General features: G+C 73.1%; 11 protein-coding genes and 3 riboswitches. Of the genes, 10 read left to right on the forward strand and 1 reads right to left on the reverse strand.

All coding sequences use genetic code 11. The annotated features are described in order from the left end of the window. Nucleotides 1-10 precede the first annotated feature (10 nt). Nucleotides 11-2,248 (forward strand): 5-methyltetrahydropteroyltriglutamate--homocysteine S-methyltransferase, encoded by a 2,238-nt coding sequence (metE, locus tag ACN261_RS29730; RefSeq protein WP_425853395.1) that lies wholly within the window; start codon nucleotides 11-13, stop codon nucleotides 2,246-2,248. Between the two features lie 142 nt (nucleotides 2,249-2,390). Here the strand turns inward: metE and ACN261_RS29735 are convergent, their stop codons facing one another. After that, nucleotides 2,391-2,693, reverse strand: coding sequence for a hypothetical protein (locus tag ACN261_RS29735; RefSeq protein ID WP_425853396.1), 303 nt, complete (start codon nucleotides 2,691-2,693; stop codon nucleotides 2,391-2,393). Nucleotides 2,694-2,909: 216 nt separating this feature from the next. Beyond that, nucleotides 2,910-3,113, reverse strand: a riboswitch (cobalamin riboswitch). A gap of 218 nt (nucleotides 3,114-3,331) precedes the next feature. After that, nucleotides 3,332-3,460: riboswitch (cobalamin riboswitch) on the forward strand. Nucleotides 3,461-3,562: 102 nt separating this feature from the next. On the opposite strand from ACN261_RS29735, the gene ACN261_RS29740 reads away from it, so the two are divergent. The 9 genes from ACN261_RS29740 to ACN261_RS29780 all read left to right on the forward strand — a co-directional run bounded on the left by ACN261_RS29740 (nucleotide 3,563) and on the right by ACN261_RS29780 (nucleotide 12,721). Then, nucleotides 3,563-4,606: a peptidase gene (locus ACN261_RS29740; RefSeq protein ID WP_425853397.1), complete on the forward strand. Its 1,044-nt coding sequence runs from the start codon at nucleotides 3,563-3,565 to the stop codon at nucleotides 4,604-4,606. After that, nucleotides 4,603-5,124, forward strand: a complete 522-nt coding sequence (locus tag ACN261_RS29745) for a hypothetical protein (RefSeq protein WP_425853398.1) — start codon at nucleotides 4,603-4,605, stop codon at nucleotides 5,122-5,124. The genes ACN261_RS29740 and ACN261_RS29745 overlap by 4 nt, the downstream gene beginning before the upstream one ends. 359 nt (nucleotides 5,125-5,483) lie before the next feature. Then, entirely contained in the window at nucleotides 5,484-6,932 is a 1,449-nt protein-coding gene (locus tag ACN261_RS29750) for a cell wall anchor protein (protein ID WP_425853399.1), read from the forward strand. Beyond that, the gene (locus ACN261_RS29755) at nucleotides 6,929-7,834 is read left to right on the forward strand and encodes a hypothetical protein (protein ID WP_425853400.1); all 906 of its coding nucleotides are present in this window, start codon (nucleotides 6,929-6,931) and stop codon (nucleotides 7,832-7,834) included. The genes ACN261_RS29750 and ACN261_RS29755 overlap by 4 nt, the downstream gene beginning before the upstream one ends. Then, the gene (locus tag ACN261_RS29760) at nucleotides 7,827-9,068 is read left to right on the forward strand and encodes a CbiQ family ECF transporter T component (RefSeq protein ID WP_425853401.1); all 1,242 of its coding nucleotides are present in this window, start codon (nucleotides 7,827-7,829) and stop codon (nucleotides 9,066-9,068) included. The genes ACN261_RS29755 and ACN261_RS29760 overlap by 8 nt, the downstream gene beginning before the upstream one ends. After that, the gene (locus ACN261_RS29765; protein WP_425853402.1) at nucleotides 9,065-10,702 is read left to right on the forward strand and encodes an ABC transporter ATP-binding protein; all 1,638 of its coding nucleotides are present in this window, start codon (nucleotides 9,065-9,067) and stop codon (nucleotides 10,700-10,702) included. Before ACN261_RS29760 ends, ACN261_RS29765 begins: the two co-directional genes overlap by 4 nt. Next, the gene (locus ACN261_RS29770; protein ID WP_425853403.1) at nucleotides 10,699-11,685 is read left to right on the forward strand and encodes an ECF transporter S component; all 987 of its coding nucleotides are present in this window, start codon (nucleotides 10,699-10,701) and stop codon (nucleotides 11,683-11,685) included. Before ACN261_RS29765 ends, ACN261_RS29770 begins: the two co-directional genes overlap by 4 nt. Before the next feature lie 12 nt (nucleotides 11,686-11,697). Next, nucleotides 11,698-11,915: riboswitch (cobalamin riboswitch) on the forward strand. Between the two features lie 116 nt (nucleotides 11,916-12,031). Further along, nucleotides 12,032-12,544 carry an acyl-CoA thioesterase gene (locus tag ACN261_RS29775; protein WP_145919155.1) on the forward strand — a complete coding sequence of 171 codons (513 nt, stop codon included), beginning with the start codon at nucleotides 12,032-12,034 and terminating at the stop codon, nucleotides 12,542-12,544. 3 nt (nucleotides 12,545-12,547) lie between these two features. Continuing rightward, nucleotides 12,548-12,721 (forward strand): hypothetical protein, encoded by a 174-nt coding sequence (locus ACN261_RS29780; RefSeq protein WP_425853404.1) that lies wholly within the window; start codon nucleotides 12,548-12,550, stop codon nucleotides 12,719-12,721. Nucleotides 12,722-12,899: the final 178 nt, after the last annotated feature.

Below are 12,899 nucleotides of genomic sequence, written 5' to 3' on the forward strand. Positions count from 1 at the left end.
AGGACCACCTGTGACCACCTCATTCGGGCAGAGCACCGTGCTCGGCTATCCCCGTATCGGCGCCCACCGCGAGTGGAAGAAGGCCGTCGAGGCGTACTGGGCCGGCACGCTGGACGCCACCGGCCTGGAGGACGTCGCGGCCGGGCTGCGGGCCGAGGTGTGGCGGACGCTGCGCGACGCCCGCCTCGACGCGATCCCCTCCAACACGTTCTCCTACTACGACCACGTGCTCGACACCGCCGTCGCGGTCGGTGCGGTCCCCCGCCGCTTCGCCCGGCTCGGCCTCGGTCAACTCGACACCTACTTCGCCATGGCCCGTGGCGTCGATGCCGCGCCCGCGTTGGAACTCACCAAGTGGTTCGACACCAACTACCACTACCTGGTGCCGGAGATCGACCCCGACACCGTGTTCGCGGCCGACCCGGCGAAGGCGCTGAGCGAGTACGCGCAGGCACGTGACCTGGGCATCACCACCCGACCGGTGCTGGTCGGGCCGGCCACCTTCCTGCTGCTGGCCAAGGGCGAGGATCCGTTCGCCCGGCTCGACGACCTGGTCGACACGTACGCCCGGATCCTCACCACCCTGGCCGACGCGGGCGTGACCTGGGTCCAACTGGACGAACCCGCCTACGTCGCGGACCGCACCACGGCCGAGATCGACGGCCTGCGGCACGCCTACCAACGTCTCGGGGAGCTGCCCCACCGTCCCCGGATCTTCGTCGCCACCTACTTCGGTGACCTCGGCGACGCGCTGCCGGCGCTGCTGGACACCCCGGTCGAGGCGATCGGCCTGGACCTGGTCGCCGGTGCGGGCAACCTGCGCCGGCTCGCCGCAGCCGGTCCCCTGCGCGGCAAGACCGTCGTCGCCGGACTGGTCGACGGACGCAACATCTGGCGCACGGATCTACGGGCGGCCGTCGCCGCCGGTGCCACGGTCGCCGGACTGGCCGACCACGTGGCGGTGTCCACGTCCTGTTCGCTGCTGCACGTGCCCGTCGACCTGTCGGCCGAGACCTCCCTCGACCCGGAGTTGTCCGCGCGGCTCTCGTTCGCCCGGCAGAAGGTCGACGAGGTGGTCCTGCTCGGGCGGGCGCTGCGCGACGGCACCACCAGCCTGCCGGCCCCGTTGCCGCCCGCCCCGCCGTCGTGGCGGCACGACGACGTGCGCGGCCGGTTGGCGGCGCTGCGCCCCAGCGACCGGCACCGTGGCGACTACGCCGAGCGGGCCGCCCGCCAGCAGGAACGGCTGGGGCTGCCGGACCTGCCGACCACCACGATCGGTTCGTTCCCGCAGACCGCCGAGCTGCGCCGGGCCCGTGCCGCGCACCGCGCCGGCACCCTCGACGACGCCGGCTACACGCAGCGGATGCGCGTCGAGGTGGAGCAGGTCATCCGGTTGCAGGAGCGGCTGGGCCTGGATGTGCTGGTGCACGGTGAGCCGGAACGCAACGACATGGTCCAGTACTTCGGCGAACAACTCGACGGTTTCGCCGCCACCACCCACGGCTGGGTGCAGTCCTACGGGTCCCGTTGCGTCCGCCCGCCGATCATCCACGGCGACGTGGCCCGGCGGACTCCGATGACCGTCGCGTGGTCCACCTATGCCCAGTCGCTGACCGACCGTCCGGTCAAGGGCATGCTCACCGGGCCGGTCACCATCCTGGCCTGGTCGTTCGTCCGGACCGACCAGCCGTTGGCCGACACCGCCGACCAGGTGGCGCTCGCGCTGCGCGACGAGTGCCGCGACCTGGAGGCCGCCGGCATCCGGATCATCCAGGTCGACGAGCCTGCCCTGCGGGAGACCCTGCCGCTGCGTCGGGCCGACCAGAAGGCCTATCTGGACTGGGCGGTCGGCGCGTTCCGGCTGGCCACCGGCGGCGTCGCCGACGACACCCAGATACACACCCACCTGTGCTACAGCGAGTTCGGTGAGGTGATCACCGCCATCGACGCGCTCGACGCGGACGTCACCAGCATCGAGGCGTCGCGTTCGAAGATGGAGATCCTCGACGACCTTGCCGCGATCGGCTATCGCCGGGGGGTCGGCCCCGGGGTGTGGGACATCCACTCGCCCCGCGTCCCACCGCACCACGAGGTGGTCGACGCGCTCCGTCGGGCCGTCGCGGCCGTGCCCGCCCGACGGCTGTGGGTCAACCCGGACTGTGGTCTGAAGACCCGCACCTATGCCGAGGTCGAGGCGTCCCTCCGACACCTCGTCGCCGCTGCCGCCGAGGTCCGCGCGAGCTGACTGGGCCGGTCCGGGCGGACTCCCCCTGGGGTCCGCCCGGAGCGGATGAGTCGTTCGCGCGAACCCCATGCCCGGCAGGATCGGGCGGCCCAGGATGATGCCGTCGCGTGCCGGGCGGCGTCCGGGTGGGTGTCGCGGTGGTTCATGGCGTCGGTGTGGGCGAGCCCGGCGGTCGCGGGATCCGCTGGGCATCTAGCAGGTCACGGATCCGGCTGTCGGCGTCGCGGTGGGTCGCACAGCACTGCGGCGTCGATTCGACGATGCGCCGGATGTCGGCCAGCAGTGTGCTCAGGGTGTTCACCTGGTCGGTCAGGCTGCGGTTTCGCGCTTCGCGTGCGCCGAGTTGCCGTCGCGTGGAGGCGAGACGTTCGTAGTCCGCTGCCGGGAGGACGACGACATCTTCGTCATCGATTCTGATGCGACGTGGTGCGGCGGGCCTAGTCACTGGCCGTTCCGTTCGGCGGGCATGCCGGCGGTGCCGGGGGTCACGGCACCGGATGTTGACGGACGGGGTCGTTGTGCTGGTGGCGCTTGCATCGGGGTCTCCTTGTGCCGAGTCGTCGAACTCGGCTGGGAGCGGTGCGGTCGCAGGCAGCACCGGATGTCGTGCTGTCGGCGATGGTCGACCCGCCCTCGAAGGTCGCCGAGCTCTCCGCGTGCGGGTGCACGTGGGCAGCGGGCAGGTCTTCGGACTCGTGGGCGTCGTGCTCAGGCCTACCGGCCGTCGCTTCCCAGGCCGTGCGGGCCCAGTGCTGATGACGGCGGTCGTTCCCACTCACCGCTGCGGGGCAGTCCCGGTCTCGCACCGGGTTCCCTCTTGCGCCGCCACGTGGTGGCGTGGCGGACCGACTGCGGTGTCACGATATCGCGTCGGGTCCCGATGCGGCGGTGCTTCGGGCCGCAGCGTTGCGCACCGGGGGCGACGCGGCGAGTCAATGTGCCGGTGCTGACCGCATTCGTGTCGGCTGGTGGGGGTACGGCGCTTGTCGTCCATAGAGGACTCCGTAACGCTGGTTCTCACCAAGCGTGTTCGCGCGATGGCGCATTGACATCCACTGTCGAGGGCGATCAGACTGTCGCGACAACTCCATCAACGTGTGTGCGTGGGGGAAGTCCGGTCGAAGTCCGGCGCTGGCCCGCAACGGTAGGTCGTCGAGGTGGCAGACACCCCTGACGGCGAGCCCGAATACCCGCCGCACGCGTGGTTTTCCGTTCCCCACCCGTCGTGGCCCACGGGTCGGAGGCCGGTCGATCCTGCCTGCCGGTGGCGATCGTCCGGGTTCTGACGACCGCCGGGCCGGAAAGGCGCTTCCGATGGTCGTCCGCCTGAGCCGGCACCGCCTGCTCGCCCTGTTCTGCGGCGTACTCGCCGCTCTCACCCTCGCCACACCTGCGACCGCCGCACCCGCGCACCCCGGCGTCGACCGGGCCGGGGCCGCCGCCGGCTGGCTCGCGCGGCAACTCGTCGACGGTGAACGATTCGAGGTGGTCTTCGACGGCGTCGCCTACCCCGACCAGGGGCTGACCCTCGACGCGGTGTTCGCCTTCGCCGCCGCCGGTGTCGCCGACGACTTCGGCGCGCAGGCACTGGACTGGGTCACCCGACCGGACATCCGCGACGGTTACGTCGGTGACGGCGGCACCGAGGCTTACGCCGGCGCGACCGCGAAGCTCGCCCTCGCCGTGCAGGTACGCGGGGGCGACCCGACCGACGTCGGCGGTGTCGACCTGGTCGCCCGGTTGCGGGGCCTGGAATCGCCCAGCGGCCGCTTCACCGACCGGTCCGCGTACGGGAACTACAGCAATGCGTTCAGCCAGTCCTTCGCGATCCTCGCCCTGGACCGCACGGCGCACGGTGTGCCCGCGACCGCCGCCATCTGGCTGGCCGGGACCCGCTGCCCGGACGGCGGATACCCGCTGCTGCCCGCTCAGCCGGTGTGTACCTCCGATGTGGACGCCACCGCACTGGCGGTGCAGGCGCTCCAGGCGGCGGGCCGCCCAGCCGACGCTGCCGCCGGGCTGCGCTGGCTGGTGTCGGTGCAGGGCGCCAACGGCAGTTTCGCCGACTCGTCGGGTGTCCCGAACGCCAACAGCACCGGGCTCGCCGCGCAGGCGCTGCGCGCCGGCCACCGGCCGTTGGCCTGGTTGCGGGCACGGGCGTTCCTGGTCGGCCTGCAGGTGGGTTGCGGCGCAGCGCCGGCCGACCGGGGCGCGGTCGACTTCGACGGCGGCACCTTCGACCCGGCCACCGCCACCCGCGCCACCGGCCAGGCCGTCCTGGGCCTGACCGGTGCCGGTTACGCCACGCTCTCCGCTGCGGCCGCCGGTTCCGGCGCGCCGGTCCTGAGCTGTCCATGACCTGTCGTGCCGACCTGAACCCGGGAGGACCTGTGTTCCGTCTCCGATCCATCGTCCGCGTACGGCTCGCCGGCCTGCTTGCCGCCACCGTGGCCGCGGTCGCCCTGACCGCCGTGGAGCCCGCGCCGCAGGCGGCGCACGCCGCCGCGTGCACCGGCACCTCAGGGGTCACCGTCGTGGTCGACTTCGCCGCGCTCGGCGGGGGCGTGCAGGTCGCGTGCGCCCTGGGCGACCCGGCCACCGGGGTGGCCGCCCTGCAGGGGGCCGGTTTCACGGTGACCGGCACCTCGCGCTGGGGTCTGGCGTTCGTCTGCCGGATCAACGGCAAGCCCACCTCCGCGACCGAGCCGTGTGTCAACACGCCGCCGGCGACCGCCTACTGGTCGTACTGGCATGCCCCGGCGGGCGGGTCGTGGTCCTACAGTTCCTCGGGCGCGAGCAGCTACAACCCGGCTCCGGGCAGTGTCGAGGGCTGGTCGTTCGGGGCGGGCGCAGCGCCGAGCATCCCTGTTCCATGATCCTGACGGCATCCCTGGTGTGACCGGCGCGTCGGCTGTCGGCGGCCGCCCTGGCGTCCTGCGACGCCAGGGCGATACCGTGTCGGCATCCGGTGCGCCGGGTACACAACTGCATACGTCCCGTGTGGGGGGAAGCCGGTAGAAGCCGGCGCTGACCCGCAACCGTGAGCGAGGGGTCCTCTCGCGAGCCGGAATGCCCCGCCCGGGACGAGCGGCTTCCACTGTCGAGGTCTACAGGGTGAGGTCCGGGCTGCCGTCGACGGTCCGTTCACCCCGCTCACCGCAGCATGCGGAGCGGGGTGACGTGCCCGGGGGTGTGTTCCGGAGGTCTCACCGACCGCTCTGCGAAAGGCAATCCCATGCTTTTGTCCCGGCGTCTCGCCACCGGCCTCGGCGCGATCGTGGCGACGACCGTCGTCACGGCCGCGGTGCCCCTGGCCGGGGTGGCCGCACCCGCCCCGGCTGATGCCGCCGCCGCGCGTGACGCCACCTCGTGGTTGGCCGGTGAGTTCACCGACGGCACGCTGCCTGGGCCGTTCGGTGGTCAGGACTGGGGTCTGACCATCGACGGCATCATCGCGATGTCCGCCACCGGCGGGTCCGCGCCGACGCGTCAGGCGGCGACCGGGCAGGTCGCGGCGCACGTCCGGTCCTACAACAGCTACGACGACTGGGGCATCGAGGGTTTCACCGACGGCGGGGCGACCGCGAAGCTGCTCTACGTCGCGTCCGCCGCCGGCGCCGACCCCACCGACTTCGGCGGGTACGACCTGCGGGAGGTGACGCTGTCCCTGCTGGCCGGGGCGGACGCCGGTCACCAGCGGGGACGGATCACCAGTCGCACCACAGCGGACAGTGGACCGGACGCCAGCAACACCTTCGACCAGTCCTTCGCGGTGCTGGGTCTGGCCCGCAGCGGTGACCTGCCGCAGGACACCGTCGACTTCCTCGTCCGGCAGCAGTGCGCCGCCGGCGGCTTCCGGCTCTACCCGGACACCGCGGACGGCCCGTCGCCGTCCTGCGACGAGCAGCCGGGCGCGACCCTCGACGTCGATTCCACGGCGATGGCCGTGCAGGCGTTGCTGGCTGCCGCTGACTCCGGTGCCGCCGACGCTTCCGACGCCGCCCGCCGGGGCGCGGACTGGTTGGTGGGTCAGCAGCACGCCGACGGTTCGTTCGGCGGTTCCGGCCCGACCACCGGCGCGAACTCCAACAGCACCGGGCTGGCCGGGCAGGCGCTCGCCGCTGCCGGCCGGGACAGCCAGGCTGCACGGGCCGCACACGCTGTGACGCAGTTGCAGCTCACGGCGGCGAACGGTGGTGCTGCCGCCGGCGACGCGGGCGCGATCGCCTACCACGCCGAATCGTTCACCGGCGCTGTCTCGACGGGGATCGCGGACACCGACCGGGACCAGTGGCGCAGGGCCACCGCGCAGGCCCTGCTCGGGCTCGCCCAGGTGCCGCTGGGCCGCATCGGTCTCGACCTGCCGCCGACGTCGCCGACGCCCACGCCGACCGGCACCGCGACTCCCACACCGACCGTGTCCCCCACCCCGACGGTCGCACCGACACCGACGGTGACCGGCACGGCCGGGCCGAGCCCGAGCGCCACCGACGCCCCGGCGACGCCCTCCCCCACCGTGTCACCGACCGGCACCGCCGCACCGAGCACCACCCCGGCGGCTCCCGCGCTGCCCGGCCTCCCCACCACCGGTGCGGCGATCATCGGGTACGTGCTGGTCGCGCTGCTGCTGATCGGCGGCGGTGTGGTGCTGTTGGTGCTCGGACGTCGACGGCGGGCGCAATGAGCCGCCGGGCCGCTCATGCCGCGACGGTCGTCGTGCTCACTGCGGTGAGCAGCGTCTCCTGGCCGGGCAGCCCGGCGGCGGCTGCCGGGTCGGCCGGCTACTGCCCGGATGCCTCCGGGGTCACCGTCGTGGTCGACTTCAACGAGTTGGGCGGGGGCACGGTGGTGCGCTGCGCCTCCGGAACCCAGGCCACCGGTCTCGCGGCGCTCAAGAACGCCGGCTTCGAGATCACCGGCACGCTGCGCTGGGGTGAGGGTTTCATCTGCCGGATCGACGGCAAGCCGTCGGCTGCCTCGGAGAAATGCGTGGACACCCCGCCGGCCAGCGCCTACTGGTCGTACTGGCATGCCGCGAACGGGGGTGGTTGGGCGTACAGCGACAAGGGTGTCCTCAACCGCAAGCCGCCGGCCGGCAGCTTCGAGGGTTGGTCCTTCTCGCTCAACCGCAACGCCAGCGACGCCCCCAGGCCGAAAGTCACGCCGAAACGACCGGCTCCCACACCTCCTGCTCCACCTACATCGCCGCCACCTGCGGTCGGTGGCGGGCCGGCAACGCCACCGCCGGCCGCAGGTGGTGGCCCGGTCGTGCCACCGGCCGGCGGGCCCGGTCGGACCACGACCGTCCCTCCTGCCGGCACCCCGGGTGCCACCCCGGTAGGCACGGCGTCAGTCAGTGTGGCGGCGGCATCCCCGACGGCGGTGCCGACGACGACGCCCGGTGGCGTCACCGGCTCGTCGGGCGGTACGGCAAGCGAGCCGGCGGTGACCGAGGTCGCCGCATCCGGCAGCGGCCACGGCGGGCTGCCGCTGGGCACGATCGCCGGGGCGCTGCTGCTGGCCGCGCTCGCCGTCGGCGGCGTGGTCACCGCCCGCCGACGCCGCGCCGCCGACCCCGATGACTGAGCGTCGGGACGGGGTTGACGCGGCTGCGGCCGCCCCGGGGCGCGGACCGCGCCGCTGGTCGGCCGCCCGGCTGCCGCGGGGGTTGCATCCGGGCGCGTGGTGGTTGTGGGCACTCGGTCTGGCCACAGCAGCCAGCCACACCACCAATCCGTTGCTGTTGGCGCTGCTCGCCGCCGTCGCCGCGCTGACGGTTCTACGGCGGCGCACCGATGCTCCGTGGGCGCTGGCGTTCCGGATGTACCTCGTCCTCGGCGCGGTGATCATCACGATGCGGGTGGTGTTCCGGATCGTCTTCGGTGGCGGGCAGGGCGAGCACCTGCTGGTGTCGCTGCCGGAGATCCCGCTGCCCGAGTGGGCGGCGGGCATCCGGTTGTTCGGGCCGGTCGCCGTCGAGCAGGTCCTCGGCGGCTTCTACGACGGGCTGCGGCTGGCCACGATGCTGGTCTGCCTCGGCGCCGCCAACGCGCTGGCCAACCCGAAACGGCTCCTCAAGGCGGTGCCCGGGGCACTGTATGCGGTGGGCACCGCCGTGGTGGTGGCGCTGTCGGTCGCGCCGCAACTGGTAGAGAGCGTGCTGCGGGTACGTCGGGCGCGTCGGCTGCGCGGCGCGACCGGTCGGGGCATGCGGGCGCTGCGGGGGATCGCCCTGCCGGTGCTGGCCGATGCCCTGGACCGGTCGTTGGCGCTGGCGGCGGCGATGGACTCGCGCGGCTACGGCCGCACCGCGGCGGTGCCGGCCGGTCAGCGCGCCGCGACGGGGGCCCTGGTGCTCGGTGGGCTGGTCGGTGTCTGCGCCGGCACATACGGACTGCTCGACTCCACCGGATCCGGCTACCTGGGTCTGCCGATGCTCCTCACCGGCCTGGTCGTCGCCGTGGCTGGAATGCTGTTGGCCGGTCGCCGGGTACGGCGTAGCCGCTACCGGCCGGACCGGTGGCGTTCCGCCGAGCTGCTGGTGGCCGGATGTGGCATCGCCGCCGCCGCGTTGACGATGCTCGCCGGCTCGGTCACCCCGGAGTTGCTCTATCCGCCGGTCAGTCCGCTGACCTGGCCCGAGGTGACGCCGCTGATGCTGCTCGCCGTCGCGGCCGCGGCGGGGCCGGCGTGGCTGGCCCCGCCACCACCCGGGTCACCATCGACCCGACCACCGACGGCGGGCACACCGATCGGCGCTGTCGCGGCACCTACCCGTACCGGCGACCCGGCCACGTCCGTACCCGGAGGTCACCCATGATCACCTTCGACCGGGTGACCGTCCGATACAGCGACGACGGTCCACCGCCGCTGCGTGAGGTGAGCCTGCGGGTCGAGGAGGGCGAACTGTGCCTGGTCGCCGGTCGCACCGGGGCCGGCAAGTCGACGCTGCTGCGGGCGATCAACGGGCTGGTGCCGCACTTCACCGGCGGCACCCTGTACGGCAGCGTCACCGTCGACGGTCGGGACACCCGCCGGCACCCGCCCCGCGATCTCGCCGACGTCGTCGGCGTGGTCGGTCAGGACCCGCTGTCCGGCTTCGTCACCGACACCGTCGAAGAAGAGTTGGCGTACGGCATGGAGCAGTTGGCCCTGCCTGCGGTGGTGATGCGTAAGCGGGTGGAGGAGACCCTTGATCTGCTCGGCATCGCCGAGCTACGGCACCGGCCGCTGCGGACACTGTCGGGTGGGCAGCAGCAGCGGGTCGCGATCGGCGCGGTCCTCACCTCCCACCCGCGGGTGCTGGTGCTCGACGAACCCACCTCCGCCCTGGACCCCACGGCCGCCGAGGACGTCCTCGCCGCCGTCACCCGGCTGGTGCACGACCTGGGTGTGACCGTGGTGCTTGCCGAACACCGCCTGGAACGGGTCGTGCAGTACGCCGACCGGCTGCTCTACCTGCCCGGCGACGGCCGGGTGGTCGAAGGGGAACCGGCGACGGTGCTGGCCGGCGTCGACCTCGCGCCGCCGCTGGTCGAGCTGGGCCGGCTGGCCGGGTGGACGCCGCTGCCGCTGTCGGTCCGCGACGCCCGCCGACGGGCCGGTGCCCTGCGCCAGCGGCTCGCCGACACGACTCCTCCCGACCCGCCGCCGGCTCCGGGCACGACCCCGGTGCTGGCCGCCCGCAAGATCGTCGTGCGGTATCCGGGCACCGTGGCCGTGGCCGGCGTCGACCTCGACCTGCATCGTGGCAGGGTCGTCGCGTTGATGGGCCGCAACGGGTCCGGCAAGTCGAGCCTGCTCTGGGCGGTGCAGGGCAGCGGTCCCCGCCACCGGGGCACCGTCACCGTCGATGCCGGCGATGGGCGGGACCCCGTCGACCCGAAGCAGCTGCCAGCCGGTCAGGCCCGCCGGCACGTCGGACTCGTCCCGCAGACCCCGGGAGACCTGCTCTATCTGGAGACGGTGGACGCCGAGTGCCGTCAGGCCGACCGGGAGACCGCCGCGGCGGCCGGCACCTGCCGCAGCCTGCTCGACCGGCTCGCCCCCGGTCTGCCCGGCGACCGGCACCCCCGTGACCTGTCCGAGGGGCAACGGTTGGCGCTCGTGCTCGCCGTGCAGCTCACCGCCGCCCCACCGGTGGTCCTGCTCGACGAACCGACCCGAGGGCTGGACTATCTCGCCAAGCGGCAGTTCGTCGCCCTGGTTCGCGGGCTGGCCGCCGCCGGCCGGGCGGTGATGGTCGCGACGCACGACGTCGAGCTCGTCGCGACCCTCGCCGACCGGGTGGTCGTGATGGCCGACGGGGACATCGTGGCCGACGGCACCACCGCCGAGGTCATGCTCGCCTCACCGGCGTTCGCCCCGCAGGTGGCCAAGGTCCTCGCCCCGGCGCCCTGGCTGACAGTCGAGCAGGTCACCGCCGCACTGGGCCCGACCCGGGAGCCGGCATGAGCGTGCTGCGGGTCGCGCCGCGCACCGCCCTGGTGCTGGCCCTCGCCTCCGCCGCCGCGTTGGCCACCTTCACCTGGCCGTTCTTCATCCCCGCGCATCCCGAGAGCACCGCTCGCACCGGTGAGGCCCCGCTGGTCTTCCTCGTCATGCTGCCAGTGCTGGTGGCGCTCGTCCTGGCCGAACTCAGCTCCGGTGGCATCGACAGCAAGGCCCTGGCGATGCTCGGTGTGCTCGCCGCCGTCAACGCCGCGCTACGTCCCCTGGGCGCCGGCACCGCAGGCATCGAAACCGTGTTCTTCCTGCTCGTCCTCGCTGGTCGGGTCTTCGGGCCGGGATTCGGGTTCCTCCTCGGCTCGACGTCGCTGTTCGCCTCCGCGCTGCTCACCGCCGGGGTGGGCCCGTGGCTGCCGTTCCAGATGCTGTGCGCCTCCTGGGTGGGTCTCGGTGCCGGTCTGCTCCCTACACGGTTACGCGGCCGGGCCGAGGTGGCTGTCCTGGCCGGCTACGGTGCGTCCGCCGCCTACGGCTACGGCCTGCTGATGAACCTGTGGTTCTGGCCGTTCAGCCTTGGCGCGGACACTCAACTCTCCTACGTCGCCGGTGCGCCGGTGCTGGACAATCTGCACCGCTTCGCGGTGTTCACGGCTGTCACCTCGACGTTCGGTTGGGACACCGGGCGGGCGATCACCACGGCGGTGGCGGTCGTGCTGGCCGGCCCGGCGGTGCTGGCCGCGCTGCGGCGCGCCGCCCGGCGGGCCGCGTTCGACGCCCCGGTCACCTTCGCCGCGCCCGCGCCGCAGCCGGCACCGTCAACGGCCACGCCGCCACCCGGGACGCCGGTGGCGGCACCGCAGGACATGCCGGGTCCCGCCGTAGGCGCGGCCCCGCCTGCCCGCCGAGGGCTGGATGAGCCACCCGCCACCGCCGGGGAGGGCGGGCAGGGAGGTGGGTCACATCAGGCCCCGGAGCGGCTGGTGGACTGACCGGTCGCGGATAGGCTGCTTCGTGGCGCTGGTTCGCCCGGACGTTCGTCACGCCTGGGCGTCGTAAGAGGGAACCCGGTGGGAATCCGGGACTGCCCCGCAGCGGTGAGTGGGAACGACCGCCGTCACCAGCACTGGGCCGCACGGCCTGGGAAGCGACGGCCAGTAGGAGATCCGGCATCCGGATCACGCCCACGAGTCCGAAGACCTGCCCGCGCTGCGCATCCACGAGGTGGGTGCGCTGCCGTCGACCTCGCGGGCGGGTCGGGCGGGTGATGCGCTGCGGCGTGTCCTCGACGTGCGTGCCGGCTGGTCGGTCGGTGTGCTTCCCGAGGACGGATGAACCATGCACGAGAGCACCACACTCACCGGCCGGCCCCCGTCGGCGTCACGGCTGACCCTGTCGCAGATCATGGACCAGCACCACACCAACCTGATGGGCACCGTCCACGGCGGTCGGATCCTCAACCTCATCGACTCCGTCGCCGGCGTGGTCGCCGCCCGACACTCCGACGGGCCGGCGGTCACCGCCGCCATCGACGAGACCGCCTTCCTGCGGGCCGTACGCGTCGGCGACGTCGTGCACGTCGACGCCCGGATCACCTGGGCCGGCCGCAGCTCGATGGAGGTCGCCGTCAAGGTCAGCGCGGACCGTTGGGACCGGGCGGTCCCGCCGGTCGACGTGGCCACCGCCCACCTGGTGATGGTCGCCGTCGACGACGACGGTCAACCGCGCGCCGTACCGCCGCTGCTGCCGGAGACCGACGGTGACCGGCGTCGGTACCGCGAGGCGCAAATCCGGCGGGAGCACCGGCTCGCTCTTCGGCGAGCGTTGCTCGACGGCGCCGAGGAGGGCTGAGCGGTGCTCGGACTGTCCGTGGCCACCCTGGCCAGTTACCTTGCCGCCGTCGTCGTCCTCATGGTCATTCCCGGGCCGGACACGAGGTTCGTCCTGGCCAACGCCACCCGCTCCGGCGCGGTCGCCACGCTCGGAGTCGCGGCCAGGCAGGCGGTGCGTGTGGCGGCGGGGGGGTGATCCTGTCCGGACGTCGGGCGTGACCGGCGACGACGTCTGCTCCCAGCGCAGGCGGGGGTGATCCGTCAGCGGCGGTGATCAGCCACCACGAGATTTCCTGTCGGCGTACAGGTCCGATTTCCGACGGCGTCCGGATCTGTCGAAGTGAGTGCACGCCTACGGGTCCGAACGCATAAGT

Origin of the sequence: Micromonospora sp. WMMD723, from assembly GCF_049863385.1 — a bacterium.
In the GTDB taxonomy this organism is placed as follows: domain Bacteria; phylum Actinomycetota; class Actinomycetes; order Mycobacteriales; family Micromonosporaceae; genus Micromonospora; species Micromonospora wenchangensis.

Excerpts from the sequence above, each read along its gene's own strand:
- ACN261_RS29750 (WP_425853399.1), top strand. The coding sequence starts at position 5,484 with ATGCTTTTGTCCCGGCGTCTCGCCACCGGCCTCGGCGCGATCGTGGCG.
- ACN261_RS29765 (WP_425853402.1), top strand. The coding sequence starts at position 9,065 with ATGATCACCTTCGACCGGGTGACCGTCCGATACAGCGACGACGGTCCA.
- ACN261_RS29775 (WP_145919155.1), top strand. The coding sequence starts at position 12,032 with ATGCACGAGAGCACCACACTCACCGGCCGGCCCCCGTCGGCGTCACGG.
- ACN261_RS29770 (WP_425853403.1), top strand. The coding sequence starts at position 10,699 with ATGAGCGTGCTGCGGGTCGCGCCGCGCACCGCCCTGGTGCTGGCCCTC.
- ACN261_RS29740 (WP_425853397.1), top strand. The coding sequence starts at position 3,563 with ATGGTCGTCCGCCTGAGCCGGCACCGCCTGCTCGCCCTGTTCTGCGGC.
- ACN261_RS29745 (WP_425853398.1), top strand. The coding sequence starts at position 4,603 with ATGACCTGTCGTGCCGACCTGAACCCGGGAGGACCTGTGTTCCGTCTC.
- ACN261_RS29755 (WP_425853400.1), top strand. The coding sequence starts at position 6,929 with ATGAGCCGCCGGGCCGCTCATGCCGCGACGGTCGTCGTGCTCACTGCG.
- ACN261_RS29760 (WP_425853401.1), top strand. The coding sequence starts at position 7,827 with ATGACTGAGCGTCGGGACGGGGTTGACGCGGCTGCGGCCGCCCCGGGG.